The organism is Sphingomonas trueperi (genome assembly GCF_011927635.1).
GTDB lineage: Bacteria > Pseudomonadota > Alphaproteobacteria > Sphingomonadales > Sphingomonadaceae > Sphingomonas > Sphingomonas trueperi.
The window spans coordinates 145,048-169,402 of the sequence record NZ_JAATJB010000002.1; the positions used below are offsets into that span (position 1 = coordinate 145,048).

Here is a 24,355-nt window from a genome sequence, read left to right on the forward strand (position 1 = left end):
GACCATGGCGCTCAAGAACTATAATCCGACGTCGCCTGGCGTCCGCGGGCTGATCCTGATCGACCGCTCGCAGCTCTTCAAGGGTCGCCCCGTCAAGGCGCTGACCGAAGGCAAGACGAAGACCGGCGGCCGTAACAACAAGGGCCATGTCACCTCGCGTGGCATCGGCGGCGGTCACAAGCAGCGCTATCGCATCGTCGATTTCAAGCGCCGCCTGTGGGACGTCGAAGGCGCCGTCGAGCGGATCGAGTATGACCCGAACCGCACCGCCTTCATCGCGCTGATCAACTACGGCGCCGACGAAGCCGGCAAGGATCGTCTGGCCTACATCATCGCGCCGCAGCGTCTCGCTGTCGGCGACAAGGTGATCGCGGGCAAGAAGACCGACGTGAAGCCGGGCAACGCCATGGAGCTGGGCCAGATGCCGGTCGGCACCATCGTCCACAATGTGGAGATGAAGCCGGGCAAGGGCGGTCAGATCGCCCGCTCTGCCGGTGCGTACGTCCAGGTCGTCGGTCGTGACCGCGGCATGGTGATCGTGCGTCTGGGCTCGGGTGAGCAGCGCTACATCCACGCCGCCTGCATGGCGACGGTGGGTGCGGTGTCGAACCCCGACAACCAGAACCAGAACTTCGGCAAGGCCGGTCGTAGCCGCTGGCAGGGTGCGCGTCCGCTCACCCGCGGTGTCGCGAAGAACCCGGTCGACCACCCGCACGGCGGTGGTGAAGGCCGTACCTCGGGCGGCCGTCACCCGGTTACCCCGTGGGGCAAGCCGACCAAGGGTGCGCGCACCCGCCACAACAAGGCGACGGACAAGATGATCATCCGTTCGCGTCACGCGAAGAAGAAGGGCTGATAGATGGCTCGCTCCGTATGGAAGGGTCCGTTCGTGGACCTGCACCTTCTCAAGAAGGCAGAAGCCGCCCAGGATCAGGGCACGCGCGCTGGTCCGATCAAGACCTGGTCGCGTCGCTCGACGATCCTCCCGCAGTTCGTTGGTCTGACGTTCAACGTCTACAACGGCCGCAAGTTCGTGCCGGTGTCGGTCAACGAGGAAATGGTCGGCATGAAGCTCGGCGAGTTCGCGCCGACCCGCTTCTTCCCCGGCCACGCCGCCGACAAGAAGGGTAAGCGCTAATGAGCAAGCAGGCAGCCCCCCGTAAGGTCGGCGACAAGGAAGCCCTTGCCGTCGCCACCCAGATCCGTGGTTCGGCCCAGAAGCTGAACCTGGTTGCCGGTCTGATCCGTGGCCGCACCGCCGCGGAAGCGATGAACATCCTCGCCTTCTCGAAGAAGGCGATGGCGGTCGACGCCCGCAAGGTGCTGGCTTCGGCCATCGCCAACGCCGAGAACAACCACAACCTCGACGTCGACGCGCTCGTCGTCGCCGAGGCCTCGGTCGGCAAGTCGATCACGATGAAGCGCTTCGCGACGCGCGGCCGTGGCAAGTCCACCCGCATCCTGAAGCCGTTCAGCCGTCTGCGCATCGTCGTGCGCGAGCAGGAAGAAGCATAATGGGTCAGAAGAGCAATCCCATCGGTCTGCGCCTGCAGATCAACCGCACCTGGGACAGCCGCTGGTTCGCGGAAGGCCATGACTATGGCCGTCTGCTACTGGAGGACCTCAAGATCCGCAAGTTCATCCTCAAGACGCTGCCGCAGGCCGCGATCTCGAAGGTGGTCATCGAGCGTCCGGCCAAGCTGTGCCGCATCTCGATCTTCGCGGCGCGTCCCGGCGTGATCATCGGCAAGAAGGGCGCGGACATCGAGAAGCTGCGCAAGACGCTCGGCGCGATGACCTCGTCCGACGTCTCGCTCAACATCGTCGAGATCCGCAAGCCGGAAGTCGATGCGAAGCTCGTCGCGCAGGGCGTGGCGGACCAGCTGGAGCGCCGTATCGCGTTCCGTCGTGCGATGAAGCGCGCGGTGCAGTCGGCACTCCGTCTCGGCGCCGAGGGCATTCGTATCACCTGCGCCGGCCGTCTGGGCGGCGCGGAAATCGCCCGCACCGAATGGTACCGTGAAGGCCGCGTTCCGCTGCACACGCTGCGCGCGAACGTCGACTATGCCGAGGCCGAAGCCCACACCGCCTATGGCGTGTGCGGCGTGAAGGTCTGGATCTTCAAGGGCGAAATCCTCGGTCACGATCCGATGGCGCAGGACCGGCTGAACCTCGAGGCGCAGACCTCGGGCGTGCGCCCGTCGCGCGACGATCATCGCCGCTAAGGACTAGGACAGAACAATGCTGCAACCGAAGCGCACCAAGTTCCGTAAGGCCTTCAAGGGCCGCATCCATGGCGACGCCAAGGGTGGTACGGCGCTCAACTTCGGCTCCTATGGCCTGAAGGCGATGGAGCCCGAGCGGATCACCGCGCGCCAGATCGAGGCGGCTCGCCGCGCGATCACGCGTCACATCAAGCGTCAGGGTCGTCTCTGGATCCGCATCTTCCCGGATGTTCCGGTTTCGTCGAAGCCCGCCGAAGTCCGCATGGGCTCGGGCAAGGGTTCGCCGGAATTCTGGGTCGCCCGCGTCAAGCCGGGCCGCATCCTGTTCGAGCTGGACGGCGTTCCCGGCCCGCTCGCCGCGGAAGCGTTCGAGCGCGCCGCGATGAAGCTGCCGATCAAGACCAAGGTCGTCGCTCGCCTCGGCGACACGACGCACCTGGAGGGCTGAGAGAAATGACCAAGGCAACCGACTTTCGGGCCAACACCGACGACCAGCTCGCCGAGCAGCTGGGCAACCTGAAGCGCGAGCAGTTCAACCTGCGCTTCCAGGCCGCCACCAGCCAGCTCGAGAAGCCGACCCGCGTGCGGGAAGTGCGTCGCGACATCGCCCGTATCAAGACGCTGCAGAACGAGCGCTCGCGCTCGACTGCCAAGTAAGAGGACCGAGACCATGCCGAAGCGCGTGCTGACCGGAAATGTCGTCTCGGACAAGGGCGACAAGACCGTGGTGGTTCTGGTGGAGCGTAAGGTGAAGCACCCGCTCTACGGGAAGATCATCCGCCGCTCGAAGAAGTACCACGCCCATGACGAGGCGAATGAGTACAAGGCCGGCGAGACCGTGCGCATCGAAGAGACTGCGCCGATCTCCAAGCTGAAGACCTGGAAGGTGATCGGGCGGGTCGATACCCACGCGACGCCGAACACGGTCGACGCATAATCGTCATCTCCGCTCTTGCGGAGAACTCGAGTTGCGGTCATAGGCCGCCGCTTTGGTGCCCCGGCCGTGAGGCCGGGGTGACGCATTAGAAACGGAACCACCGGGCGCGTCCCGGCAGGCCAAACGAGAAGGAACCGGATCGATGATCCAGATGCAGTCCAATCTCGACGTCGCTGACAACAGCGGCGCGAAGCGGGTGCAGTGCATCAAGGTGCTGGGCGGGTCGAAGCGTCGCTTCGCCGGCGTGGGCGACGTCATCGTCGTCAGCATCAAGGAAGCCGCTCCCCGCGGCAAGGTTAAGAAGGGCGACGTCCACCGCGCGGTTATCGTCCGCACGGCGAAGGACATCCGCCGCACCGACGGCTCGGTGATCCGTTTCGACGGTAATGCTGCCGTGCTGGTCAACAAGAACGAGGAGCCGATCGGCACCCGTATCTTTGGCCCGGTGGTCCGCGAGCTCCGCTCGAAGGGCTTCATGAAGATCATTTCGCTCGCCCCCGAGGTGCTGTGATGGCTGCTGCCAAGATCAAGAAGGGCGACAAGGTCGTTGTCCTGTCCGGCAAGGACAAGGGCAAGACCGGTGAGGTCGTCAAGTCGCTGCCGAAGGACGACAAGGTCGTCGTTTCCGGCGTGAACATCGCCGTTCGCCACAAGAAGCCGACCCAGGGCGAGCCCCAGGGTGGCCTGGTGCGTATCGAAGCGCCGCTGCATGTCTCGAAGGTCGCGCACGTGACCGCCGACGGCAAGCCGACCCGCGTCCGCTTCGAAGAACGTGACGGCAAGAAGGTTCGCGTCGCCGTCAAGACCGGGGAGGTCATCAATGGCTGACAAGTACACGCCTCGCCTGCGCAAGCTCTATGACGAGCAGATCGTCAAGGCGATGACCGAGAAGTTCGGCTACAAGAACGTCATGGAAATTCCGCGCATCGAAAAGATCGTGCTGAACATGGGCGTTGGTGAAGCCACCCAGGACAAGAAGAAGGTCGAGCAGGCCGCTTCTGAAATGGAACTGATCGCCGGCCAGAAGCCCGTCGTGACCAAGGCGAAGAAGTCGATCGCGCAGTTCAAGCTGCGTGAAGGCATGCCGATCGGCGCGAAGGTTACCCTTCGTCGTGAGCGCATGTACGAGTTCCTCGATCGTTTCATCACGATCGCGCTCCCGCGTGTCCGCGACTTCCGCGGCCTGAACCCGAAGTCGTTCGACGGCCGTGGCAACTATGCCTGCGGCCTGAAGGAACAGCTCGTGTTCCCCGAAATCAACTATGACCGCATCGACAAGGTGCGCGGCATGGACGTGATCGTTACCACCACTGCCAAGACGGATGACGAGGCTCGCGAGCTTCTCCGTCTCTTCGGTTTCCCGTTCCCGCAGGCGGACGGCGAAACGAAGCAGGCGGCGTAAGGAAGGAAGAACTTAAGTCATGGCGAAACTGAGTTCGATCAACAAGAACGAGCGTCGCAAGCAGCTGGTGAAGAAGTATGCCGGCAAGTATGCGAAGCTCAAGGCGATTGCGAACGACGAAAGCCTGGATGAGACCGAGCGTCTCATCGCACGGCTCAAGATGGCCGAGATTCCCCGCAACGGGAACCCGACCCGCATTCGCAACCGGTGTGAGCTGACGGGTCGTCCCCGCGCTTATTACCGCAAGTTCCGTCTCGCACGTGTCATGCTGCGCGATCTGGCCAACAAGGGCCTGATCCCGGGTGTCACGAAGTCGAGCTGGTAAAGGACACGCAAGATGGCAGTGACCGATCCCCTGGGTGACATGCTCACCCGCATCCGCAACGGTCAGCGCGCGCGCAAGGACTCCGTCCTCACGCCGGCGTCGAAGTTGCGTGTCCGTGTCCTCGACGTGCTTCAGCGCGAGGGCTATATCCGTGGCTACAGCGAAGAGCAGATGGGCCCCGCGGCCGGCATCCGCATCGAGCTGAAGTATTTCGAGGGCCAGCCGGCGATCAAGCACGTCGCGCGCATCTCGAAGCCCGGCCGCCGTGTCTATTCGGGTTCGCAGGAGCTTCCGCGCGTCCGCAACGGCCTCGGCATCACGATCGTCTCGACGCCTCGCGGCGTTCTGTCCGACGCCGAAGCGCGCGAACAGAATGTCGGCGGCGAAGTGCTGGCGGAGGTGTTCTGATGAGCCGCATCGGTAAGAAGCCGGTTCCCGTCCCCGCGGGCGTGACCGCGAACATCGACGGCGGGCAGATCTCGGTGAAGGGGCCCAAGGGCACCCTCACCATGCCGCTCGCGGACGACATCAAGTACGAGCTCACCGACGGCGGCATCTCGGTGCAGCCGGCGAACGAGACCAAGCGCGCCCGTGCCTTCTGGGGCATGCAGCGTACCCTGGTGCAGAACCTCGTCACCGGCGTGACCACCGGCTTCACCAAGAAGCTGCTGATCACCGGCGTGGGCTACCGCGCTGCCTCGCAGGGCAAGGTCCTGAAGCTGCAGCTCGGCTATTCGCACGACGTCAACTTCGACATCCCGGAAGGGATCGAGATCAAGACGCCGGATCAGACCACGGTCGAGATCTCGGGCATCGACAAGCAGAAGGTCGGCCAGGTGGCCGCGGAAATCCGCCGTTGGCGCAAGCCGGAGCCCTATAAGGGCAAGGGCATCAAGTACGATGGCGAATTCATCTTCCGCAAGGAAGGGAAGAAGAAGTGATCAGCACCAAGGGTCTTTCGCTTTTCGAAAAGCGTCGTCGCCGCAACCGTACCGCGCTGCGTGCGCGGGCCGGTGGCCGTCCTCGTCTGTCGATCCATCGCTCGGGCAAGCACATCTATGCCCAGGTGATCGACGACGCCGCAGGTCGCACCGTCGCCTCGGCTTCCACGCTCGAGAAGGACGTGCGTGGCCAGACCGGCGCCACGATCGCCGCGGCACAGGAAGTGGGCAAGCGCGTTGCCGAGGCCGCCAAGGCCGCCGGCATCACCCAGGTCGTCTTCGACCGCGGTGGCTTCCTCTACCATGGTCGCGTCAAGGCGCTGGCGGATGCCGCGCGTGAGAGCGGATTGGAGTTCTAAGATGGCCGATGAAATCAACACGACCGAAGCACCGGTCGAGGCGCAGGACGCCGGCCAGGCGGCTCCCGACCAGCAGCAGCAGGGTCGTGGTTCGCGTGGCGGCCGTGGCCGTGGCGGCCCGGGCGGCGGCGGTGACAACCGCGGCCGTGGCGGTCGCGATGGCAACCGTGGTCGCCGCGACGATCGTCGCGGTGGTCCGCAGGACGACGGTGGCGAGGAGCTGATTGAAAAGCTCGTCCACATCAACCGCGTCTCGAAGACGGTGAAGGGCGGCAAGCGCTTCGGCTTCGCAGCGCTCGTCGTCGTCGGCGACGGCAAGGGCCGTGTCGGCTTCGGTCATGGCAAGGCGCGCGAAGTGCCGGAAGCCATCTCGAAGGCGACCGCTTCGGCGAAGAAGGCGATGATCCGCGTTCCGCTGAAGGAAGGCCGCACGCTCCACCACGATGGCAACGGCCATTTCGGCGCAGGCCGCGTGACCGTCCGTTCGGCGCCCCAGGGTACCGGCATCATCGCCGGCGGCCCGATGCGCGCGATCTTCGAATCGCTGGGCGTGGCCGATGTGGTGACCAAGTCTGTCGGCACCTCGAACCCGTACAACATGATCCGCGCCACGTTCGAGGCACTGGGTGAGCAGACTTCGCCGAAGTCGGTCGCGCAGCGCCGTGGCAAGAAGATCGCCGACCTGCTCGGCCGCGGTGGTTCGCAGACCGCCGAGGCGGACGCTGCGGCCGTTACGGAGTAAACGATCATGGCGAAGATCAAGATCAAGCAGATCGGCTCGCCGATCCGCCGCACCAAGGATCAGCGCGCCACGCTGATCGGCCTTGGCCTCAACAAGATGCACAAGGTTTCGGAGCTGGAAGACAGCCCCGAGGTCCGCGGCATGATCCGCAAGCTGCCGCACATGGTGGAAGTGATCGAGGGCTGAGCCTTCGGTCTGCCGAGCCAGGCGACAAAACGAAAAGGGCGGTGGGCAACCACCGCCCTTTTTCGTTGTGACCGACGGAGAGGGGCGGGGCGGCGTGCAAATCGCCGCCGGCGAGGACCGATCCGCTACCCCGATCGCTTATCCAGCGATGAACGCCACTGCTCTGTTTCCAGACCCGTACATCCTGATCCTGACGGGGTTGGGCGTGCTTATCGCGCTGGTCGCGTGGCTGCCTTTGGCGCTGCGGCGGTTGCCGTTGTCGCTTCCGATCGTCTGCATTGCCATCGGGGCGGGTATCTTCCTGCTCCCCGGCGTGACGCTGCGCCCGCTGCCCTGGCGCTATCCCGAGATCACCGAGCGCTTCACCGAGCTGATCGTGATCATCGCGCTGATGGGTGCCGGGCTGAAGATCGACCGCCTGTTCGGCGTGCGGCGCTGGGCCTGCACCTGGCGGCTGATCGGTGTAACGATGCCGCTCAGCATCCTCGCCATCGCCATGCTCGCAGGATGGGCGCTCGGCTTGCCGATCGCGATAGCGCTGCTGCTGGCGGCCAGTCTCGCGCCGACAGACCCCGTATTGGCAGCGGATGTCCAGGTGGGGCCGCCGAGGACCGGCGAGGAGGACGAGGTTCGGTTCGGGCTGACGTCGGAGGCCGGTGTCAACGACGGTGCGGCCTTCCCGTTCGTCCACTTGGCCGTCATGCTCGCTGCTGCCACCGCGTCCGGGACGCCGTGGCTCGTGGAATGGCTCACCTATCGGGTGGCCTGGGAAATCGTGGGGGGTGTGGTCGCGGGATGGCTGGTCGGCCGCGCTTTTGGTTGGGTCACCTTCCACATCCAGGCAGAGACCAAGCTGGCGAGGACCGGGGACGGTCTGATCGCCCTGTCCGCCACCTTCGTTTCCTACGGCCTCACCGAGGCGATCCACGTCTATGGCTTCCTGGCGGTCTTCGTAACCGCGCTCACCTTCCGCCATGCCCACCGGGAGCATGATCTACATCACGAGATGCACACCATCATCGAGCAGGTGGAGCGGCTAGTGATGATGATCCTGCTGATCCTGTTCGGCGGTGCCCTGGTGAGCGGCTTGCTGGCGGCGGTGACCTGGATCGATGCCGCCGTTGCCGCAGTGATCCTGCTGGTGATCCGGCCCCTCTGCGGCTGGATCGGCCTGCTGGGATATCCCGCCGATGCGGGAGAGAAATGGACGCTGGCGTTCTTCGGGATCCGCGGAGTGGGAACGATCTACTACCTCGCATATGGCCTGAATCACATGGAGGTGGCCGATGCAGGGCGGCTTTGGGGCCTGGTCGGTCTCGTCGTATTCTTCTCGATCCTGCTGCATGGCCTGACGGTGACGCCGATCATGCGCTCGCTGGACCGATGGCATGGCCGGGATCCGGATGCCGCGGGTGCCCCACCGGGGCTGCAGGGGCCTGCGCACGACTGATCGGCTGAAGCCCGTGCCCCGATCGATGCGAACCGGCTCCGCAAGGGTCAAACAAGAGTCGACATTCCCCCCGCTCGCCGCTATGAGCCCGCGCTTCCCATCAACGCGCGACAAAAGCGAAAGCGAGTGCACACATCATGAAGCTGAACGAACTCAACGACAACCAGGGCGCCCGTCATCGCCGTATGCGCATCGGCCGTGGTATCGGCTCGGGCAAGGGCAAGACCGGTGGCCGCGGCGTCAAGGGTCAGAAGAGCCGCGAAGGCGTCTCGATCAAGGGCTTCGAGGGCGGTCAGATGCCGCTCCACATGCGTCTGCCGAAGCGCGGCTTCAACAACATCTTCGCCAAGGACTATGCCGAGGTGAACCTGGGCGAGATCCAGAAGGCCGTCGATTCGGGCAAGCTGACCGGCACCGACATCGATCACGCCGCGCTGAAGGCCGCCGGCCTGGCCCGTGGCGGCAAGGACGGCGTCCGCCTGCTCGGCAAGGGTTCGCTCACCGCGAAGCTGAACTTCACCGTCGCCGGCGTTTCCGCCGGTGCGCGTGAGGCGGTCGAGAAGGCCGGTGGCTCGGTCACCGTGCCGGAGATCGTTCCGGCTGCCGAGAAGCACAAGGCGAAGCACCGCACGGCCCAGGCCGCTGCCAAGGCCGCCAAGCAGGGCTGACGACATGCGAAGGCGGGGCTCCCAAGGCTCCGCCTTCCTTCGTGCTGGGCTGGTGCGCGTCGCTGAAGACGCCGCTTCCCTCGTTTCCGTCATCCCGGCGAAAGCCGGGATCCATTCGCCGCTCCGTTGCGGCAAGCGCCGATACGGTGGCCCCAATGGATTCCGGCTTTCGCCGGAATGACGAAGGATGGGGCGAAGGTCGGTGCAGGTGCCGGTTCCCTTCCGCGCCCGCAGCCATTAGACAAGCCGCGCACAACCCCTATATGCGACTCCGCAGGGCGGGGGAGCGCCCGTCACTTATCCGGGACGAAGATACGAAATGGCATCCGCAGCCGACCAGCTGGCCTCCAGCATCAATCTGGCGAAGTTCAGCAAGGCCACCGACCTCAAGAAGCGCCTGTGGTTCACCCTCGGCGCGCTGATCGTCTTCCGCATGCTGAGCTATGTGCCGCTGCCGGGTATCGACCCGACCGCGCTCGGCCTGCTCGCGCAGCAGACCCAGGGCGGCGTGCTCGACTTCTTCAACAACTTCACCGGCGGCGCGCTGTCGCGCATGTCGATCGTGGCGATGGGCGTGATGCCCTACATCACCGCGTCGATCGTCGTGCAGCTTGCCTCGTCGCTGTCGCCGCAGCTGGCGGCGATCAAGAAGGAAGGCGAGAGCGGCCGCAAGCGGCTGAACCAGTACACCCGCTACGGCACCGTGCTGCTCACCGCCATCCAGGGCTATTTCCTGGTGCAGGGCCTCGAGGCTGCCGGCGCCGCTAACGGTCTCAGCCCGGTCGTCGAACCCGGCATCGCCTTCACCATAACCGCCGTGGTCAGCCTGATCGGCGGCACCATGTTCCTGATGTGGATCGGCGAGCAGATCACCAGCCGCGGCATCGGCAACGGCATTTCGCTGATCATCATGGCCGGCATCGTCGCCCGCCTGCCGGTGACGCTGGTCCAGCTGTTCGAGAGCGGCCGTTCGGGCTCGATCGATCCGCTGCGCCTGATCTTCGTGATCGTCTGCGTCGCCGCGCTCGTGCTGTTCATCTGCTTCATGGAGCGCGCCCAGCGCCGCATCCTGATCCAGTATCCGAAGCGTCAGACCGCGCGCGGCGTCCAGGCCGAGCGCAGCCACCTGCCGCTCAAGCTCAACACCGCCGGCGTGATCCCCCCGATCTTCGCCTCGTCGCTGCTGCTGCTGCCGCTGACGATCACCCAGTTCGCCGGCCAGGCCGCGAGCGGCGACAGCTGGTGGGGCGACCTGATCGCGAACCTGAACATCTGGCTGCGCCACGGTTCGCCGATCTACATGTCGCTCTATGCGGCCGGCATCATTTTCTTCTCGTTCTTCTACACGGCGGTGGTCTTCAACCCCGAGGAGACGGCGGACAATCTGAAGCGCTATGGCGGCTTCGTCCCCGGCATCCGCCCGGGCAAGAACACCGAGCTGTATTTCGACTATGTGCTGACCCGCATCACCGTGATCGGTGCAGCCTATCTGACCATCATCTGCCTGCTGCCGGAATGGGCGTTCTCCGCGATGAGCATCCCGTTCCTGATGGGCGGCACTAGCCTTCTCATCGTCGTCAACGTAACCATGGACACGGTGACGCAGATCCAGTCGCACCTGCTGGCCCACCAGTATGGCGACCTGATCAAGAAGGCGAAGCTCAAGGGCGGCCGCGCGCGCTGATCGGCGCGGCGGCACAAGGGGAGGTACCTGTTGAACATCATCCTGTTGGGTCCGCCGGGGGCCGGTAAGGGCACCCAGGCGAAGCGTCTCGAGACCGAGCGCGGCATGGTGCAGCTGTCCACGGGCGACATGCTGCGCGCCGCGGTGAAGGCGGGGACGCCCACGGGCCTGAAGGCCAAGGCAGTGATGGAGGCGGGCCAGCTCGTCTCCGACGCAATCGTCTCGGGGATCATCGGCGAGCGGCTCGACATGGCCGACACCGAGAAGGGTGCGATCTTCGACGGCTATCCGCGCACCTATGCGCAGGCCGAGTCGCTGGATGGGCTGCTCGCCGAGCGCGGCCGCAAGCTTGACTATGTGATCGAGCTGCTCGTTAACGAAGAGGCGCTGGTCGATCGCGTCGAGGGCCGCTTCACCTGTGCGAAGTGCGGCGAGGGCTATCACGACAAGTACAAGCTGCCCAAGGCGGACGGCGTGTGCGATGTGTGCGGTTCGACCGAGTTCAAGCGCCGCCCCGACGACAATGCCGAGACGGTGCGCACCCGCATGGCGGAGTACCGCGCCAAGACCGCGCCGATCCTGCCCTTCTACGAGGAGAAGGGGCTGGTCCGGCGAGTCGACGGCATGGCCGATATCGACGAAGTGACGCGGCAGATCGCCGCGGTGCTCGACGGGCAGGGATAAAGACAAGGGCGGGGGAAACCCCGCCCTTTTTGATTCGTGGGGGCGCTTAGTCGGCTCCCGGCCCAGAACGCGACATTGATCGAGCGGGTCTCTTCGTCGTACATTCAACCTCCGCGATGCAGAAAGAAACGATGCCGCTCTACACGTACGTCATGTCTTATGATGGCAGAACGAAGGTGTTTCAGGACAGAAGCAGCAACTATACCGGCTTCTTACTCGCACCGATTTCTTCCTCATTTCCCGAATTGAAGCCCGCCTTTGGCGATCTCGTGAGAATGACACCCAAGCCTGTGCCGGGTGTTGCAAAGGCTTGGGGTTGCACCTTGGACATCTCAGGCAAGCCGTTCAATCTCCACGTCGTGGAAACACGCGAGAAGTAGGCTCGTAACGTCCGCTTCCCACCCAAAAATCGCCGTCATCCCGGCGAAAGCCGGGATCCATTCGCCGCTCCGTCGCGGCAAAAGCCGATAGCGAGGCCCCAATGGACCCCGGCTTTCGCCGGGGTGACAGCGGGAGGGCTGCAATGCCACTCTTCCTAGCAACTTGTGTTAGCCCCATCCCCCTATCCGAAACGGGACGCGCTTCGCCGCCGCGCCCCTCACCGCGCTTGGCGCGCCGGGAACCTTGCTATATAAGGAGGGTTCAGCATTTTCCGGCTCCGCGGCGCTTGACAGTTCGCCTGCGGCCCCGTATCTCGCCCAACTTCCGGAACAGTAGATTACGGCGGCGCTCCATCGCGTGCGTCGTGCCGCTGCATTTCGGAAGGCAACGCTACGAGATGGGGCGCCGCTGCCATGCAGTGCCTCGTGGAGCTGGGAGAATATATTTCATGGCACGTATTGCGGGTGTTAACATCCCGACCAACAAGCGCGTCGTCATCGCGCTGCAGTATATCCACGGCATCGGCCCCGCAAAGGCCAAGGAACTCACCACGCAGCTCGGCATCGCGCCGGAGCGCCGCGTGCAGGACCTGAGCGACCAGGAAGTGCTGCAGATCCGCGAAGCGATCGACGCCGGCTACACCGTGGAAGGTGATCTTCGTCGCCAGGTGGCGATGAACATCAAGCGCCTGATGGACCTGGCCTGCTATCGCGGCCTGCGTCACCGCAAGGGCCTGCCGGTCCGCGGCCAGCGCACGCACACCAATGCGCGCACCCGCAAGGGCAAGGCCAAGCCGATCGCCGGCAAGAAGAAGTAAGCAGCGCTCCCCAGCGCGCACTTCTTCCCCCGAGGCCTCGCGCCTCCAGGCACCAAGCTTCTAGGTCAGGAAATTCCAAATGGCACGTGAACCGCAGCGTATTCGCCGTCGCGAACGCAAGAACATCACCGCCGGCGTCGCGCATGTGAACGCCAGCTTCAACAACACCATGATCACCATCACCGACGCGCAGGGCAACGCGATCAGCTGGTCGTCGGCGGGCATGATGGGCTTCAAGGGCTCGCGCAAGTCGACCCCGTATGCCGCGCAGGTCGCCGCCGAAGACGCCGGCCGCAAGGCCGCCGAGCACGGCGTTCGCACCCTCGAGGTCGAAGTCAAGGGTCCGGGTTCGGGCCGTGAGTCGGCGCTGCGCGCGCTGCAGGCGGTCGGCTTCCAGATCACCTCGATCCGCGACGTGACGGCGATCCCCCATAACGGCGTGCGGCCGTCGAAGCGTCGCCGCGTCTAAACGTCCTGCTTGCACCGCGGGCCCTGAGGCGGGTCTCGCGGTCTTGCAGTAAATACCTGGCGGGGAATGCCTCTTCCCCGCCCAACATGAGGAAAGCCCGTGTCGGTCAACGCTAAGAACTGGCAGGAACTCAAGAAGCCCAACGGCCTCGAGAAGAAGCCCGGTGGCGATCCCAAGCGGAAGTCGACGTTCGTCGCCGAGCCGCTGGAGCGGGGCTTCGGCCTCACCCTCGGCAACGCGCTGCGCCGCGTGCTGCTGTCGTCGCTGCAGGGCGCGGCAGTCACCTCGATCAAGATCGAGAACGTGCTGCACGAATTCTCGTCGCTCGCCGGCGTGCGCGAGGACGTGACCGACATCGTCCTCAATGTGAAGCAGATCGCGCTCAAGATGCAGGGCGAAGGCCCGAAGCGTCTGCAGCTGTCGGCCACCGGCCCGGCGGAAGTGAAGGCGGGCGACATCGCGGTTTCGGGCGACATCGAAGTGATGAACCCCGAGCTGGTGATCTGCCATCTCGACGACGGCGCGACCCTGAACATGGAACTGACCGCGGACGTGGGTAAGGGCTATGTGCCCGCTACCGCGAACCGCCCGGCGGATGCGCCGATCGGCCTGATCCCGGTCGATGCGCTGTTCAGCCCGGTGCGCCAGGTGTCCTACAAGGTCGAGAACACCCGCGTCGGCCAGGAGCTCGATTACGACAAGCTCACGCTGACCGTCGAGACTGACGGCACGGTGACCCCGGAGGACTCGCTGGCCTACGCCGCGCGGATCCTGCAGGACCAGCTGGCGCTGTTCGTCCACTTCGACGACTCGTCGATCACCCGGGCGGCCCCGGTCGGCATGGCGCCGGCAGCGGCTCCGGCGGAAGGTGGCGCAGGCGATGCCGCGCAGATCAACCGCTACCTGCTCAAGAAGGTCGACGAGCTCGAGCTTTCGGTGCGCTCGGCCAACTGCCTCAAGAACGACAACATCATCTATATCGGCGATCTGGTCCAGAAGACCGAAGCCGAGATGCTGCGCACGCCGAACTTCGGCCGCAAGTCGCTCAACGAGATCAAGGAAGTCCTCTCCAGCATGGGCTTGCGCCTCGGCATGGAAATCCCGGGCTGGCCGCCCGAGAACATCGAGGAAATGGCCAAGAAGCTCGAGCAGGAGATCATGGGCTGAGCCGCACGCGGGTAGCGCGAGCTACCCGCGAGACGGCGATAGCCCGGCCGGCGAGCCGGTAACGGCTCGACCGACGACGCGGCTTCGCCGCGTCGGGCCGGCACAGGAAGTTCGGCGCAAGCCTCGACTTCCTACACTTAGGGTTTTGGGCGGTGGCCCTTCTCGCACCGCCTGGTCTGGGGTTCCGTCGAACGGCCCCTTAACGAACGAAGGAAAGAACCATGCGCCATCGCGTCGGCGGCCGTAAGCTTCAGCGTACCTCGGCCCACCGTATTGCCCTGTTCCGCAACATGAGCGCCGCGCTCATCAAGCACGAGCAGATCACCACCACCGTCGCCAAGGCGAAGGAACTGCGCCCGTACGTCGAGAAGCTGATCACCCTCGCCAAGAAGGGTGGCCTGTCCAACCGTCGTCTGGCCCATGCGCGCCTGATGGACGACGCCCAGCTGGTGAAGCTGTTCGACGTGCTGGCAGCGCGCTACGCCGATCGCAACGGCGGCTACACCCGCATTATCAAGGCCGGCATCCGCGCCTCGGACGCGTCGCCGATGGCGATCATCGAGTTCGTCGACCGCGACGTCTCGGCCAAGGGTCAGGATTCGGGTCCGGTGCTGTCGGACGAGGAGTTCGACGACGCCGCCTGATCGGCGCTTCGTTGGGAACGAACCGGGGAAGGGCGGTCGCGATGCGGCCGCCCTTTTCTTTTGGGCAGGTTTTCTTACCGCCACCCAAGTTTCGTTTCGCTTGCAATCCATCGCACGCTCCCCATCTCCGCGCCCGAACAACAGGGTGCGCCGCCGCGTCTGGCGGCGCTGGAGAACTACCATGTCTCGCAAGTCCAACCGGGTGCGCAGGTCCGCGCCCATCGATGTCGGCGCGTGGATCGCCGCGCTGCTGGCGCTGTCGCCGCTTGCCGCCTTTGCCTGGGCGATCGAGCTTACCGGCTTTGCTTGAGCCGGGGCACCAGGCTGCCTAGGGTAGGCGCATTCTTTGGGAGCCCCTGAATGCGCCGTGCATTGATCCTGCCTTTACTCTTCGCCAGCCCCGCCTTCGCCCAGACCACCAAGCCGGAGACCAATGCGCCGATGTCCAACTTCGCCTATCCCGAAACCCGCCGCGTCGACGTGGTGGATGAACAGTTCGGGGTGAAGGTTGCCGATCCCTATCGCTGGCTGGAAAACGACGTCCGCAACGACAAGGAGGTCGCGGCCTGGGTCGAGGCCGAGAACAAGGTCACCGACGCCTATCTGGCGACGCTGCCGGGGCGTGACACGCTCAAGGCGCGGATCAAGCAGCTGTTCGATTATGAGCGCTTCGGCCTGCCCGAGCAGAAGGGCGGGCGCTATTTCTACGCGCACAATAGCGGCCTGCAGAACCAGGCGGTGCTGTTCGTCCGCGATGGCCTGAACGGCCAGGGCCGCGTGCTGATCGATCCCAATGGCTGGTCGAAGGACGGGGCCACCGCGCTCGCCGAATGGCTGCCGAGCGAGGACGGCAAGCTGCTCGCCTATTCGATCCAGGACGGCGGCACCGACTGGCGCACGATCAAGGTGCTCGACGTCGCCACCGGCAAGGACACGGGCGACACGGTCAGCTGGGCCAAGTTCACCATGGGCGTGGCCTGGGCCAAGGACGGTAGCGGCTTCTTCTACTCGCGCTATCCCGAGCCGCCGGCGGACGCCAAGTTCCAGGCGCTCAACGAGAATCACCGCGTCTATTTCCACAAGCTCGGCACCCAGCAGAGCGCCGACCGGCTGGTCTACGAAACCCCGGCGACGCCCAGGCAGAGCCATTATGCCGGCATCACCGATGACGGCCGCTATCTGGTGATCACGACCAGCGAGGGCACCGACAACAAGAACCTCGTCCACATCGTCGATCTGCAGGATCCCGCCTGGAAGGCGAAGACGGTCATCGGCACGCTCGAGCATGACTGGTCGGCGATCGGCAATGTCGGCACCAAGTTCTGGTTCGCGACCGACGATGGCGCGCCCCGCCAGCGGATCGTCACCATCGATCTTGCCGATCCGGCGCTGACCCCGCACGAGGTGGTGCCCGAGCAGAAGGAGACGCTGGCCGGCCAGTCGATCGTGGGCGACCGGCTGATCCTCAGCTACATGGTCGATGCCGCCACCGAGGTGCGCCGCTACACGCTGGACGGCAAGGCCGACGGCAAGGTGGCCCTCCCCGGCATCGGCACCGCGAGCGGGTTCGGCGGGCATCCGCACGAGGGCGAGACCTTCTTCGCCTTCACCAGCTTCAACTATCCGACCACGATCTTCCGCTACGACGTGAAGACCGGCAAGGCCGAGCCCTGGGCAAGCCCCAAGGTCGCGTTCAACCCGCAGGACTATGCGGTCGAGCAGCGCTTCTATGCCTCGAAGGACGGCACCAGGGTGCCGATGTTCATCGTCCGCAAGAAGAGCGTCACCGGCCCCGCGCCGACGATCCTCTACGGCTATGGCGGGTTCAACATCCCGATCACCCCGGGATTCTCGGCGGGCCGGCTGGCCTGGCTGGAGCAGGGCGGCGTGTTCGTCGTGGCGAACATCCGCGGCGGCGGCGAGTACGGCAAGGCCTGGCACGACGGCGGCCGCCTCGCCAACAAGCAGAACGTGTTCGACGATTTCATCGGCGCGGGCGAGTATCTGATCAAGCAAGGCATCACCGGCAAGGGCCAGCTGGCGATCCAGGGCGGATCGAACGGCGGCCTGCTGGTCGGTGCGGTGACCAACCAGCGCCCGGACCTGTTCGCCGCCGCGCTGCCGGCAGTGGGCGTGATGGACATGACCCGCTTCGACCGGTTCACCGCCGGGCGCTACTGGGTCGACGATTATGGCTATCCGTCAAAGGAAGCGGACTTCAAGCGGCTGTTTGCCTATTCGCCCTATCACAACATCAGGAGCGGCGTGGACTATCCCGCCATTCTGGTGAGCACGGCGGATACCGACGACCGCGTGGTGCCCGGCCACAGCTTCAAGTACACGGCGGCGCTGCAGCATGCCCAGATCGGCGACCGCCCGCACCTGATCCGCATCGAGACCCGCGCCGGCCATGGCTCGGGCAAGCCGACCGACAAGGTGATCGAGGAAACCGCCGACCTCTGGGCGTTCGCCGCCAAGTGGACGGGGCTTTCGATCAAGTAAGCAGGGAAGGGCGGCCATGTCCGGCGACGACGCGCGACAGGGCCGCCCCCTCACCGATGCCGAGCGCGCGCTGGCCCGCGGCATGTTCGGCGATGCGATCGACCTCGATCCGGTGCGGATTTTCCGGCGGAAATGGTTTCCCTTCCAGCCGCGGAACGTGACGATGGCGCCGCGCGGGCATCTCCACTTCCATCCGGCGGGGGAGGCCTATCGGGACTGTTTCGCCAGCGCGGGGCTGGGGCTGCAGGGGCATCTGATCCACGAGCTGGTGCATGTCTGGCAGCACCAGCAGGGCCTGAACCTGGTGCTGCGTCGGCACCCGTTCTGCCGCTACCACTACAGCATCAAGGCGGGCTGGACGCTGACGCGCTACGGCATCGAGCAGCAGGCCGAGATCGTCCGCCACGTGTTTCTGCTGCGCCAGGGTGCGACGGTGCCGGGGGCGCTGCCGTTGGCGACGCTGGAGTCGATCCTGCCGTTCGGGACGGGGTAGCCGCGGCGGGTAGCCGCGTCGAACGCTACATGCCGTCATCCCGGCGAAAGCCGGGATCCAGTCGCCTCTCCGCCTGAGCAAGAGCCGCGACGGAGACCCCAATGGATCCCGGCGTTCGCCGGGATGACGATGGTGGAGGCGGCGGCGCTTTCCGCTACTCCGCCGGCGGCTCCCACAGCTCGATCGGATTGCCCTCCGGATCATGGATTCGGGCGAAGCGGCCGGTCTCCGGCGTGTCCCATTCGGCCCGCGTCTCGATGGCGACGCCCGCGGCGTTGAGCTGCTCGAGCAGCCCGTCGAGGTCGATCACCCGCAGGTTGAGCATCACCTGTTTGTCACCGGCGTAGTAGGTGGTGTCCGCCTGGAACGGCTGGAAGATGACGCCGCCGGGCTCGGGGTACCAGAACCAGGGGCTCGCCTGGCCGCTGGGATCGGTGCCGCAGCCGCCGCCGACGCCCAGCATCTCCTGGTACCAGCTCTTCAGCCCTTCCGGATCCTGTGCGCGAAAGAAAAACCCGCCCAGCCCCACTACCGGCATGTTGGTCCCCCCCCGATCAGGCGGCCTGGGCAACCTCCTCGCCGGCCGCGGCCTCCAGCAGGCGCCGCTCGATCGTCTTGAGTCGCGACGTCGAGCTGATCTTATCGCCGATCAGGTCGGTCAGATAGAAGGTATCGACCGCGCGCTCTCCGTACGTCGCGACATGCGCCGAGTGGATCGTCACCTTCGACTGGAACAGCGCATTGGCGAGACTGTAGAGCAAGGCTGGCCGATCGCGCGCATTGACTTCGATGACGGTGAAGCGGTTCGACGCCTTGTTGTCGATGAACACATTGGGTTCGATCGAGAAGGCGTCGGCGCGCAGGCGCACCGGCGCCTTGGTCTTGAGCCGTTCGGAGAGCCGCGCGCGGTTGGCCAGCGCATCGGCGATGCCGGTCTTGAGCCGGGTAAGCCGCGCTTCCTCGTCGAAGGGCTGGCCGAACGGGTCCTGGACGAGAAAATTGTCGAGCGCCATGCCGTCGCGCGTCGTGTGGATGCGCGCGTCGATGATATTGCCGCCGGCGACGTGGATGGCGCCGGCGATGCGGTAGAACAGGCCGGGATGGTCGGCGGCATAGACCGTGACCAGCGTCGCACCGCGATCGGGATAGACCTGCGCCTCGACGTGCAGCGTCGCGTCTCCCGCCGCGGCGACCATCGCGGCGTTGCGTTCCAGCACGTCGATCGGCTCGGCGATCCAGTAGCTTTCGGTGAAGCGGCGCTTGAACGCCTCGAACTTGGCGGGCGTCCAGCCGAGGGCGGCGGCCAGCTCCTCCTGCTTGGCGGCGATCCGTTCGGTGCGGCCGCGCTGCTTGTGGCCGAGCCGCAGCACTTCCTCGGCGGCTTCGTACAGCCCGCCAAGCAGCTGGCGCTTCCAGCCGTTCCACACGCCGGGGCCGACCGCGCGGATGTCGACCACGGTCAGCGCCAGCAGCATGCGGAGGCGCTCGGCGCTCTGCACCTGGGCGGTAAAGTCGAGGATGGTCTTGAAGTCGGCGAGGTCGCGCTTGAAGGCGGTGGCGGACATCAGCAGGTGCCAGCGGACCAGCCACGCCACCATCTCGGTCTCACCCGGCGTCAGGCCGAGGCGCGGGCAAAGCCGCTCCGCCACTTCGGCACCCAGGATCGAATGGTCGCCGCTGCGGCCCTTGGCGATGTCGTGCAGCAGCACCGCCACGTACAGCGCACGGCGCGAGGCGAGCTGGTGGAGGATGCCGCTGGCGAGCGGATGGTCTTCCTTGAGCTGCCCCTTCTCGATCTTGCTGAGCAGCCCGATCGCGCGGATCGAATGCTCGTCCACCGTGTAGTGATGGTACATGTCGAACTGCATCTGCGCGACGACACGGCCGAAGTCGGGCACGAAGCGGCCGAACACGCCCGCCTCGTTCATCCAGCGCAGCACCGTTTCCGGATCGCGCGGGGAGGTCAGCACGTCGAGGAACAGCGCGTTGGCGCGCGGGTCGGTGCGGACGTCGTCGACCAGCTTGGCGTCGCGCGCGGCGGCGCGCATCGCCAGTGGGTGGATCTCCACCTCGTGCAGGTCGGCGAGCGCGAACAGCTCGATCAGGCGGACGGGATCCTCGCGGAAGAAGGTGTCGCGCGGCAGCGCCAGCCGACCGCGCTCGAGCACGAAGCCCTTGAGCTTGCGCCGCCCGCGCCACAGCGCCGGGAAGCCGAAGCGCCGGCCGCGCGCGGCGAACTTCTCGTCGAGATGAGCGAGGAACACGCCGGTGAGGTCCCCCACCACCTTCGCCTGGAGGAAATAGTAGCGCATGAAGCGCTCGACCTTGGACATGCCCGGTCGGTCGGCGAAGCGCATCCGCTCGGCGATCTCGCGCTGGACGTCGAAGGTGAGGCGATCCTCGGGGCGGTTGGTGATCAGGTGGAGCTGGCAGCGCACCGCCCAGAGGAAATTCTCGGCGCGGCGGAACTGGCGATACTCCGCCGGCGTCAGCAGCCCGGCCTCGACCAGCTCGGCAGGCTCGCGCACATTGTAGGCGAACTTGCCGATCCAGAAGAGCGTGTGGAGATCGCGCAGGCCGCCCTTGCCCTCCTTCACATTGGGTTCGACGACATAGCGGCTGTCGCCCATCTTCTTGTGGCGGGCGTTGCGTTCCTCGAGCTTGGCGGTGATGAAGCCGCGCGCGCTGTCGGCCTGGACCTCGGCCTTGAAGCGCCGCGCCGCCTCGTCATACAGCTCGGTATCGCCCCAGACATAGCGCGCCTCGACCAGTGCGGTGCAGACGGTGACGTCGGCCTTGGCCTGGCGCACCATCTCGTCCAGCGAACGCGACGAATGCCCCACCTTCAGCCGCATGTCCCACAGCGAATAGAGCATCGATTCGATCACCTGCTCGCTCCAGCCGGTGACCTTCCAGGGGGTGAGGAAGCCGATATCGATATCTGAATGCGGCGCCATTTCGCCGCGGCCATAGCCGCCCACCGCGATCAGCGTCATCCGCTCGGCGGCGGTGGGATTGGCATTGGGATGGAGCCGCTCGACGGTGAAGTCCCATAGCAGGCGCAGGATCTGGTCGGTGAGGAAGGCGCCCGCCGCGGCGGCTTCGAGGCCACGCGAGGGGTGTTCGGCGAGGCGGCGGGCAATCTCCGCCTGGCCGGTGGCGAGGACGGCCTTGAGCTCGGTGGCCCCCGCCTGGCGCAGCGCGGCGGTGTCGCGGGCCTCCAGCGCGGCGAGGCGTTCGGCGACGGCACGGCGATCGATCAGGGCGCGGCGGTGGGGCACGGAAGCGAAGCGGGTCGGCATGGGGAGTCAGATAGGAGGAATTGGGAGGAAGTTCACGCGGGAAGGGGTGGGGGGCGCATTTCTCTTCTTAAGCCCCTCCCCTGCAGGGGAGGGGCTATTGCTTGCTGTGCCGTCTAAGCGGGAACAAAAGCTGTGCTGCTCGGTAGGGCGGGGCAACCTCATGCGGAGACGCCGTTTGCCCTTGAAGACCCGCTCCATCGCTGCGGCGCTGCTGCTCCTCGCACCGCTGGCCGCCTGCAACAGCCCGCAGGTCGCCGACACCACCGCGACGGCGAACGTCGACTCACCGCTCGTCGCAACCCCCAGCCCCGCGCCGGTGCCCATCGACACGCCTGTGGCGAAGGACGAAGCCGCGCCGCGCTCCGCCGCCAGGCGATGCCGCTTCGAGGTCGACGGCAAGACGCTGCTCGACGGGCAGTGCCAGGTCTATCCGATGGGGGACGGCGGCTACACCCTCAACACCTGGAGCGCCGGCAAGCCCGCCCAGTCGCACTTCGCCGTGGTCACCACCCGCGCCGACGGCATGGCCGATGCGACCTGGAATGCCGATCCCGACGACGACAGGGCTGGCGATCCGCTGGGCACCGTCACCCGCAAGGATGGCTGCTGGGTGAACCAACGCACCCGCATTTGCGTCCGCTGATCGCGCATCGCTCGGAACACCCCCGCATCCCGGCCCGTTGACCGTGCCGTAACCGAAAGGAGATTTCGATGGCCACCGCCAGCAAGACGCCCAAGACCCCCACGCCGCGCAAGCGCACGCCCAAGGCCGCGACCGCGGCTGCGGCTGCCGGCACCAAGCCGGAGCCGGCGGCTGCAAAGCCTGCCCCCAAGGCTCGCCCGAAGCGGGCGCCCAGGGCAGCCGCGCCGGCGACCACGGTCCGGAAGCGCTCGACGCTAGGACGGACCGGCATTGCGGCCATCGCTGCCGCCGGGCTGGGCGCAGTCGGTGCGATTGCGTTCGGCACGCTGTGGAATCGCCGCGCTGGTGCGGCGGAGTCGGGCACGGTGCCGACCGACCTGATGGGCGACAGCCATCCCGATGGCAGCCAGCGCGCGATCGAGCAGTTCCGCCCCGATCCGACTGCGTCGATCCCGGCGAACGAGCGCGAGGCCTTCGCGCCCGCGCTGGCCGGTGGCTCGGCGCCGACGCTGGTCGCCGGCCAGGCCGACGAGCTTCGCCGCAACGACGCAGCACCTTCCTGATCCTCCCCGGATCGGCACGGCCGCGCAACCTTCCGCGCGGCCGCGCATTGCCCACGCACATCAACATGGATCAGGAGAGAGACAAGATGCGCATCTTCGCTCTGAGCATGGTCGCTGCGGCGACGCTGGTTTCCGGCTGCGCCGAAGGCGGCTACGGTCTCGGCAATGCCGGCGACCGCGGTTATCGCCAGTATGACTATAACCGTCCGGACCCGGCCTATAACGGCTATTATGCCGACCGTTATTATCGCGAGAATCCGCGCGCCCGCGAGCGTCGCCTGTCGCAGAATGATCGCGTCTATCGCGGCCAGGACGGCCGCTATTATTGCCGCCGCAACGACGGCACCACCGGCCTGATCGTCGGCGGCGTGGCCGGCGGCCTGCTGGGCAACGTGATCGCGCCGGGCGGATCGCAGACGCTGGGTACGCTGCTCGGCGCCGCGGCAGGCGCGGCCGCGGGGCGCTCGATCGATCGCAACAACGTCACGTGCAAGTGATACAAGCGGGCCGGGGTCGATTCCCCGGCCCGTGCCTTTTGAGGAGCCTGCCATGACCACCCGCACCGCCACCGCCCGTTATGAAGGTTTCGGCAAGGCCGGCAAAGGCCAGCTGACCAGCCCGTCGGGCGTGCTGGAGGCGACGCCCTACAGCTTCAACACCCGCTTCGGCGACGAAAAGGGCACCAATCCGGAAGAGCTGATCGCGGCGGCGCATGCCGGCTGCTTCACCATGGCGCTGAGCTTCGCGCTCGCCCAGGCGGGGTTCAGCGACGGCACGCTCGAGACGACGGCGGCCGTGAAGCTGGAGCAGGATGGCGACGGCTTCACCATCACCCGTTCGGACCTGAAGCTGCGCGCCGAAGTGCCCGGCATCAGCGAGGAGCAGTTCGAGGCGCTCGCCAAGGGCGCCGAGGCGAACTGCCCGGTCTCGAAGCTGCTCAAGGCCCAGATCGCCCTGGAGTGGGAACTGGCCTGAACCCTATCCCCAAAGGGGTGTGGAGAGGGCGGGCGGGTGCGTATCGCACCCGCCCGTTTTCGTATCAGCGCAATGGCGCCACGCGCAGCGACGCCATCGGGGCGTCCTTGGTCCGGGTGTCCACCTTCCAGATGATCACCTTCTCGCTGCCGACGGTTTCGGCACCGGCCTCGTTGTTCTGGCTGATCACCTCGGCATCGGTGGTGAGGGTGAAGGTCCCCTCCATGCGATCGGCCGCCTCCTCGCCTGCGGACATGCCGGCGCCCATGCCGCCCAGGCCCGCCGCCTCGCTCTTCTGCCGGGCGAAGCCCTGCGCCTTCACGCGCACCGCATCCTTGCCGCGCAGCTCGATTGCGATCCAGGGCAGGATGATCTCATTGTCCTGGTTGTACGGGTAGACGAACGCGTGATCGAGCACACCCGACAGCGCGAAATCGACATAGAAGATGCCGTTGCCGCGATAGTCGACGCTGCGATAGCCGGCCTCCTTGGCCAGCTCGACCGCGAGCTTGCGATATTCCTCGTCGCGCTTCACTTGCTCGGCCGCCTTGACCTTGGCCGGATCGGCCGAGCCGTTCTTGCCCTTCTTGCCGCCCTCTTCCTCGGCGATCTTCAGGAAGTCGCCGCCCAACCCCTTGAGGTCGAGGGCGACGACTTCACCCTTGTAGGTGAAGGTGAAGCTGCGATCGCGGTGGATGGTCAGCGCGGATTCGAACTTGCCGGGCACGAACAGGCAACTCGCCAGCACCAGCGGGGCGAGCAGCACCAGCGCCAGCGTCCGCAGCATCCTGGACAT

At 66.0% G+C, this 24,355-nt stretch carries 35 protein-coding genes; 32 read left to right on the forward strand and 3 right to left on the reverse strand.

The window, feature by feature from the left end; genetic code table 11:
- Positions 1 to 4: 4 nt before the first annotated feature.
- The 28 genes from rplB to GGR89_RS04090 all read left to right on the forward strand — a co-directional run bounded on the left by rplB (position 5) and on the right by GGR89_RS04090 (position 18,076).
- Complete coding sequence (gene rplB, locus GGR89_RS03960) at positions 5 to 856, forward strand: 50S ribosomal protein L2 (RefSeq protein WP_125973985.1); 852 nt, start codon at positions 5 to 7, stop codon at positions 854 to 856.
- Between the two features lie 3 nt (positions 857 to 859).
- Entirely contained in the window at positions 860 to 1,138 is a 279-nt protein-coding gene (gene rpsS / locus GGR89_RS03965) for a 30S ribosomal protein S19 (RefSeq protein WP_010545724.1), read from the forward strand.
- Positions 1,138 to 1,515, forward strand: a complete 378-nt coding sequence (gene rplV / locus GGR89_RS03970) for a 50S ribosomal protein L22 (RefSeq protein ID WP_010545725.1) — start codon at positions 1,138 to 1,140, stop codon at positions 1,513 to 1,515. Before rpsS ends, rplV begins: the two co-directional genes overlap by 1 nt.
- The gene (gene rpsC, locus GGR89_RS03975) at positions 1,515 to 2,225 is read left to right on the forward strand and encodes a 30S ribosomal protein S3 (protein WP_010545726.1); all 711 of its coding nucleotides are present in this window, start codon (positions 1,515 to 1,517) and stop codon (positions 2,223 to 2,225) included. The genes rplV and rpsC overlap by 1 nt, the downstream gene beginning before the upstream one ends.
- A 16-nt stretch (positions 2,226 to 2,241) precedes the next feature.
- Positions 2,242 to 2,673, forward strand: coding sequence for a 50S ribosomal protein L16 (rplP, locus tag GGR89_RS03980; RefSeq protein WP_064313338.1), 432 nt, complete (start codon positions 2,242 to 2,244; stop codon positions 2,671 to 2,673).
- 5 nt (positions 2,674 to 2,678) lie between these two features.
- Positions 2,679 to 2,882, forward strand: coding sequence for a 50S ribosomal protein L29 (gene rpmC, locus GGR89_RS03985; RefSeq protein ID WP_010545728.1), 204 nt, complete (start codon positions 2,679 to 2,681; stop codon positions 2,880 to 2,882).
- A 13-nt stretch (positions 2,883 to 2,895) separates the two neighbouring features.
- Positions 2,896 to 3,162: a 30S ribosomal protein S17 gene (rpsQ, locus tag GGR89_RS03990; RefSeq protein ID WP_064313337.1), complete on the forward strand. Its 267-nt coding sequence runs from the start codon at positions 2,896 to 2,898 to the stop codon at positions 3,160 to 3,162.
- Between the two features lie 142 nt (positions 3,163 to 3,304).
- Positions 3,305 to 3,673 (forward strand): 50S ribosomal protein L14, encoded by a 369-nt coding sequence (rplN, locus tag GGR89_RS03995; protein ID WP_010545730.1) that lies wholly within the window; start codon positions 3,305 to 3,307, stop codon positions 3,671 to 3,673.
- Positions 3,673 to 3,990 carry a 50S ribosomal protein L24 gene (gene rplX, locus GGR89_RS04000; protein WP_064313336.1) on the forward strand — a complete coding sequence of 106 codons (318 nt, stop codon included), beginning with the start codon at positions 3,673 to 3,675 and terminating at the stop codon, positions 3,988 to 3,990. Before rplN ends, rplX begins: the two co-directional genes overlap by 1 nt.
- On the forward strand, positions 3,983 to 4,564 hold the full coding sequence (gene rplE / locus GGR89_RS04005; RefSeq protein ID WP_010545732.1) for a 50S ribosomal protein L5: 582 nt from the start codon (positions 3,983 to 3,985) through the stop codon (positions 4,562 to 4,564). Before rplX ends, rplE begins: the two co-directional genes overlap by 8 nt.
- A 19-nt stretch (positions 4,565 to 4,583) precedes the next feature.
- Positions 4,584 to 4,889, forward strand: a complete 306-nt coding sequence (gene rpsN, locus GGR89_RS04010) for a 30S ribosomal protein S14 (protein ID WP_010545733.1) — start codon at positions 4,584 to 4,586, stop codon at positions 4,887 to 4,889.
- Between the two features lie 12 nt (positions 4,890 to 4,901).
- Positions 4,902 to 5,297 carry a 30S ribosomal protein S8 gene (rpsH, locus tag GGR89_RS04015; RefSeq protein WP_010545734.1) on the forward strand — a complete coding sequence of 132 codons (396 nt, stop codon included), beginning with the start codon at positions 4,902 to 4,904 and terminating at the stop codon, positions 5,295 to 5,297.
- Positions 5,297 to 5,830: a 50S ribosomal protein L6 gene (gene rplF, locus GGR89_RS04020; protein ID WP_010545735.1), complete on the forward strand. Its 534-nt coding sequence runs from the start codon at positions 5,297 to 5,299 to the stop codon at positions 5,828 to 5,830. The genes rpsH and rplF overlap by 1 nt, the downstream gene beginning before the upstream one ends.
- The gene (gene rplR, locus GGR89_RS04025) at positions 5,830 to 6,189 is read left to right on the forward strand and encodes a 50S ribosomal protein L18 (protein WP_174539078.1); all 360 of its coding nucleotides are present in this window, start codon (positions 5,830 to 5,832) and stop codon (positions 6,187 to 6,189) included. The genes rplF and rplR overlap by 1 nt, the downstream gene beginning before the upstream one ends.
- Before the next feature lies 1 nt (position 6,190).
- Positions 6,191 to 6,931 carry a 30S ribosomal protein S5 gene (rpsE, locus tag GGR89_RS04030; protein WP_064313333.1) on the forward strand — a complete coding sequence of 247 codons (741 nt, stop codon included), beginning with the start codon at positions 6,191 to 6,193 and terminating at the stop codon, positions 6,929 to 6,931.
- 6 nt (positions 6,932 to 6,937) lie between these two features.
- Complete coding sequence (rpmD, locus tag GGR89_RS04035; RefSeq protein WP_019369689.1) at positions 6,938 to 7,117, forward strand: 50S ribosomal protein L30; 180 nt, start codon at positions 6,938 to 6,940, stop codon at positions 7,115 to 7,117.
- A 148-nt stretch (positions 7,118 to 7,265) separates the two neighbouring features.
- Positions 7,266 to 8,567, forward strand: coding sequence for a cation:proton antiporter (locus GGR89_RS04040; protein WP_125973983.1), 1,302 nt, complete (start codon positions 7,266 to 7,268; stop codon positions 8,565 to 8,567).
- Between the two features lie 137 nt (positions 8,568 to 8,704).
- Complete coding sequence (rplO, locus tag GGR89_RS04045; RefSeq protein ID WP_084583901.1) at positions 8,705 to 9,235, forward strand: 50S ribosomal protein L15; 531 nt, start codon at positions 8,705 to 8,707, stop codon at positions 9,233 to 9,235.
- Positions 9,236 to 9,554: 319 nt separating this feature from the next.
- Positions 9,555 to 10,919 carry a preprotein translocase subunit SecY gene (gene secY / locus GGR89_RS04050; RefSeq protein ID WP_125973981.1) on the forward strand — a complete coding sequence of 455 codons (1,365 nt, stop codon included), beginning with the start codon at positions 9,555 to 9,557 and terminating at the stop codon, positions 10,917 to 10,919.
- Positions 10,920 to 10,949: 30 nt separating this feature from the next.
- Entirely contained in the window at positions 10,950 to 11,603 is a 654-nt protein-coding gene (locus GGR89_RS04055) for an adenylate kinase (protein ID WP_125973979.1), read from the forward strand.
- A 116-nt stretch (positions 11,604 to 11,719) separates the two neighbouring features.
- Positions 11,720 to 11,983: a hypothetical protein gene (locus tag GGR89_RS04060; RefSeq protein WP_125973977.1), complete on the forward strand. Its 264-nt coding sequence runs from the start codon at positions 11,720 to 11,722 to the stop codon at positions 11,981 to 11,983.
- Positions 11,984 to 12,432: 449 nt separating this feature from the next.
- Positions 12,433 to 12,801 (forward strand): 30S ribosomal protein S13, encoded by a 369-nt coding sequence (gene rpsM / locus GGR89_RS04065; RefSeq protein WP_010545744.1) that lies wholly within the window; start codon positions 12,433 to 12,435, stop codon positions 12,799 to 12,801.
- Positions 12,802 to 12,880: 79 nt separating this feature from the next.
- Positions 12,881 to 13,270: a 30S ribosomal protein S11 gene (rpsK, locus tag GGR89_RS04070; protein WP_019368402.1), complete on the forward strand. Its 390-nt coding sequence runs from the start codon at positions 12,881 to 12,883 to the stop codon at positions 13,268 to 13,270.
- Positions 13,271 to 13,369: 99 nt separating this feature from the next.
- Complete coding sequence (locus GGR89_RS04075; protein ID WP_010545746.1) at positions 13,370 to 14,437, forward strand: DNA-directed RNA polymerase subunit alpha; 1,068 nt, start codon at positions 13,370 to 13,372, stop codon at positions 14,435 to 14,437.
- Positions 14,438 to 14,658: 221 nt separating this feature from the next.
- Positions 14,659 to 15,081, forward strand: coding sequence for a 50S ribosomal protein L17 (gene rplQ, locus GGR89_RS04080; protein WP_125973975.1), 423 nt, complete (start codon positions 14,659 to 14,661; stop codon positions 15,079 to 15,081).
- Positions 15,082 to 15,262: 181 nt separating this feature from the next.
- Entirely contained in the window at positions 15,263 to 15,391 is a 129-nt protein-coding gene (locus tag GGR89_RS22580) for a hypothetical protein (RefSeq protein WP_277600094.1), read from the forward strand.
- A 50-nt stretch (positions 15,392 to 15,441) separates the two neighbouring features.
- Positions 15,442 to 17,583, forward strand: a complete 2,142-nt coding sequence (locus GGR89_RS04085) for a prolyl oligopeptidase family serine peptidase (RefSeq protein ID WP_125973973.1) — start codon at positions 15,442 to 15,444, stop codon at positions 17,581 to 17,583.
- Between the two features lie 16 nt (positions 17,584 to 17,599).
- On the forward strand, positions 17,600 to 18,076 hold the full coding sequence (locus tag GGR89_RS04090) for a vgr related protein (RefSeq protein ID WP_125973971.1): 477 nt from the start codon (positions 17,600 to 17,602) through the stop codon (positions 18,074 to 18,076).
- Positions 18,077 to 18,230: 154 nt separating this feature from the next.
- On the opposite strand, the gene GGR89_RS04095 is transcribed toward GGR89_RS04090, so the two are convergent.
- Both GGR89_RS04095 and GGR89_RS04100 read right to left on the reverse strand, forming a co-directional pair.
- A complete protein-coding gene (locus tag GGR89_RS04095; RefSeq protein WP_125973969.1) occupies positions 18,231 to 18,614 on the reverse strand; it encodes a VOC family protein in 384 nt (127 codons plus the stop codon).
- A 16-nt stretch (positions 18,615 to 18,630) separates the two neighbouring features.
- On the reverse strand, positions 18,631 to 21,378 hold the full coding sequence (locus GGR89_RS04100) for a [protein-PII] uridylyltransferase (RefSeq protein WP_125973967.1): 2,748 nt from the start codon (positions 21,376 to 21,378) through the stop codon (positions 18,631 to 18,633).
- A gap of 181 nt (positions 21,379 to 21,559) precedes the next feature.
- Here GGR89_RS04100 and GGR89_RS04105 point away from each other — a divergent pair, with 181 nt between their 5' ends.
- The 4 genes from GGR89_RS04105 to GGR89_RS04120 all read left to right on the forward strand — a co-directional run bounded on the left by GGR89_RS04105 (position 21,560) and on the right by GGR89_RS04120 (position 23,559).
- A complete protein-coding gene (locus GGR89_RS04105; protein WP_125973965.1) occupies positions 21,560 to 22,021 on the forward strand; it encodes a hypothetical protein in 462 nt (153 codons plus the stop codon).
- Between the two features lie 68 nt (positions 22,022 to 22,089).
- Positions 22,090 to 22,584, forward strand: a complete 495-nt coding sequence (locus GGR89_RS22005) for a hypothetical protein (protein WP_206431234.1) — start codon at positions 22,090 to 22,092, stop codon at positions 22,582 to 22,584.
- 86 nt (positions 22,585 to 22,670) lie between these two features.
- Entirely contained in the window at positions 22,671 to 23,081 is a 411-nt protein-coding gene (locus GGR89_RS04115; protein ID WP_125973963.1) for a glycine zipper 2TM domain-containing protein, read from the forward strand.
- A gap of 52 nt (positions 23,082 to 23,133) precedes the next feature.
- On the forward strand, positions 23,134 to 23,559 hold the full coding sequence (locus GGR89_RS04120) for an OsmC family protein (RefSeq protein ID WP_125973961.1): 426 nt from the start codon (positions 23,134 to 23,136) through the stop codon (positions 23,557 to 23,559).
- A 64-nt stretch (positions 23,560 to 23,623) separates the two neighbouring features.
- Here the strand turns inward: GGR89_RS04120 and GGR89_RS04125 are convergent, their stop codons facing one another.
- Positions 23,624 to 24,355, reverse strand: coding sequence for a hypothetical protein (locus GGR89_RS04125; RefSeq protein WP_241217851.1), 732 nt, complete (start codon positions 24,353 to 24,355; stop codon positions 23,624 to 23,626).

Bases quoted from the DNA above. Each gene is read 5' to 3' on its own strand.
- rplB (WP_125973985.1), top strand. From the start codon at position 5: ATGGCGCTCAAGAACTATAATCCGACGTCGCCTGGCGTCCGCGGGCTG.
- rpsS (WP_010545724.1), top strand. From the start codon at position 860: ATGGCTCGCTCCGTATGGAAGGGTCCGTTCGTGGACCTGCACCTTCTC.
- rplV (WP_010545725.1), top strand. From the start codon at position 1,138: ATGAGCAAGCAGGCAGCCCCCCGTAAGGTCGGCGACAAGGAAGCCCTT.
- rpsC (WP_010545726.1), top strand. From the start codon at position 1,515: ATGGGTCAGAAGAGCAATCCCATCGGTCTGCGCCTGCAGATCAACCGC.
- rplP (WP_064313338.1), top strand. From the start codon at position 2,242: ATGCTGCAACCGAAGCGCACCAAGTTCCGTAAGGCCTTCAAGGGCCGC.
- rpmC (WP_010545728.1), top strand. From the start codon at position 2,679: ATGACCAAGGCAACCGACTTTCGGGCCAACACCGACGACCAGCTCGCC.
- rpsQ (WP_064313337.1), top strand. From the start codon at position 2,896: ATGCCGAAGCGCGTGCTGACCGGAAATGTCGTCTCGGACAAGGGCGAC.
- rplN (WP_010545730.1), top strand. From the start codon at position 3,305: ATGATCCAGATGCAGTCCAATCTCGACGTCGCTGACAACAGCGGCGCG.
- rplX (WP_064313336.1), top strand. From the start codon at position 3,673: ATGGCTGCTGCCAAGATCAAGAAGGGCGACAAGGTCGTTGTCCTGTCC.
- rplE (WP_010545732.1), top strand. From the start codon at position 3,983: ATGGCTGACAAGTACACGCCTCGCCTGCGCAAGCTCTATGACGAGCAG.
- rpsN (WP_010545733.1), top strand. From the start codon at position 4,584: ATGGCGAAACTGAGTTCGATCAACAAGAACGAGCGTCGCAAGCAGCTG.
- rpsH (WP_010545734.1), top strand. From the start codon at position 4,902: ATGGCAGTGACCGATCCCCTGGGTGACATGCTCACCCGCATCCGCAAC.
- rplF (WP_010545735.1), top strand. From the start codon at position 5,297: ATGAGCCGCATCGGTAAGAAGCCGGTTCCCGTCCCCGCGGGCGTGACC.
- rpsE (WP_064313333.1), top strand. From the start codon at position 6,191: ATGGCCGATGAAATCAACACGACCGAAGCACCGGTCGAGGCGCAGGAC.
- rpmD (WP_019369689.1), top strand. From the start codon at position 6,938: ATGGCGAAGATCAAGATCAAGCAGATCGGCTCGCCGATCCGCCGCACC.
- GGR89_RS04040 (WP_125973983.1), top strand. From the start codon at position 7,266: ATGAACGCCACTGCTCTGTTTCCAGACCCGTACATCCTGATCCTGACG.
- rplO (WP_084583901.1), top strand. From the start codon at position 8,705: ATGAAGCTGAACGAACTCAACGACAACCAGGGCGCCCGTCATCGCCGT.
- secY (WP_125973981.1), top strand. From the start codon at position 9,555: ATGGCATCCGCAGCCGACCAGCTGGCCTCCAGCATCAATCTGGCGAAG.
- GGR89_RS04060 (WP_125973977.1), top strand. From the start codon at position 11,720: ATGCAGAAAGAAACGATGCCGCTCTACACGTACGTCATGTCTTATGAT.
- rpsM (WP_010545744.1), top strand. From the start codon at position 12,433: ATGGCACGTATTGCGGGTGTTAACATCCCGACCAACAAGCGCGTCGTC.
- rpsK (WP_019368402.1), top strand. From the start codon at position 12,881: ATGGCACGTGAACCGCAGCGTATTCGCCGTCGCGAACGCAAGAACATC.
- rplQ (WP_125973975.1), top strand. From the start codon at position 14,659: ATGCGCCATCGCGTCGGCGGCCGTAAGCTTCAGCGTACCTCGGCCCAC.
- GGR89_RS22580 (WP_277600094.1), top strand. From the start codon at position 15,263: ATGTCTCGCAAGTCCAACCGGGTGCGCAGGTCCGCGCCCATCGATGTC.
- GGR89_RS04085 (WP_125973973.1), top strand. From the start codon at position 15,442: ATGCGCCGTGCATTGATCCTGCCTTTACTCTTCGCCAGCCCCGCCTTC.
- GGR89_RS04090 (WP_125973971.1), top strand. From the start codon at position 17,600: ATGTCCGGCGACGACGCGCGACAGGGCCGCCCCCTCACCGATGCCGAG.
- GGR89_RS04095 (WP_125973969.1), bottom strand. From the start codon at position 18,614: ATGCCGGTAGTGGGGCTGGGCGGGTTTTTCTTTCGCGCACAGGATCCG.
- GGR89_RS04100 (WP_125973967.1), bottom strand. From the start codon at position 21,378: ATGCCGACCCGCTTCGCTTCCGTGCCCCACCGCCGCGCCCTGATCGAT.
- GGR89_RS22005 (WP_206431234.1), top strand. From the start codon at position 22,090: ATGGCCACCGCCAGCAAGACGCCCAAGACCCCCACGCCGCGCAAGCGC.
- GGR89_RS04115 (WP_125973963.1), top strand. From the start codon at position 22,671: ATGCGCATCTTCGCTCTGAGCATGGTCGCTGCGGCGACGCTGGTTTCC.
- GGR89_RS04120 (WP_125973961.1), top strand. From the start codon at position 23,134: ATGACCACCCGCACCGCCACCGCCCGTTATGAAGGTTTCGGCAAGGCC.
- GGR89_RS04125 (WP_241217851.1), bottom strand. From the start codon at position 24,355: ATGTCCAGGATGCTGCGGACGCTGGCGCTGGTGCTGCTCGCCCCGCTG.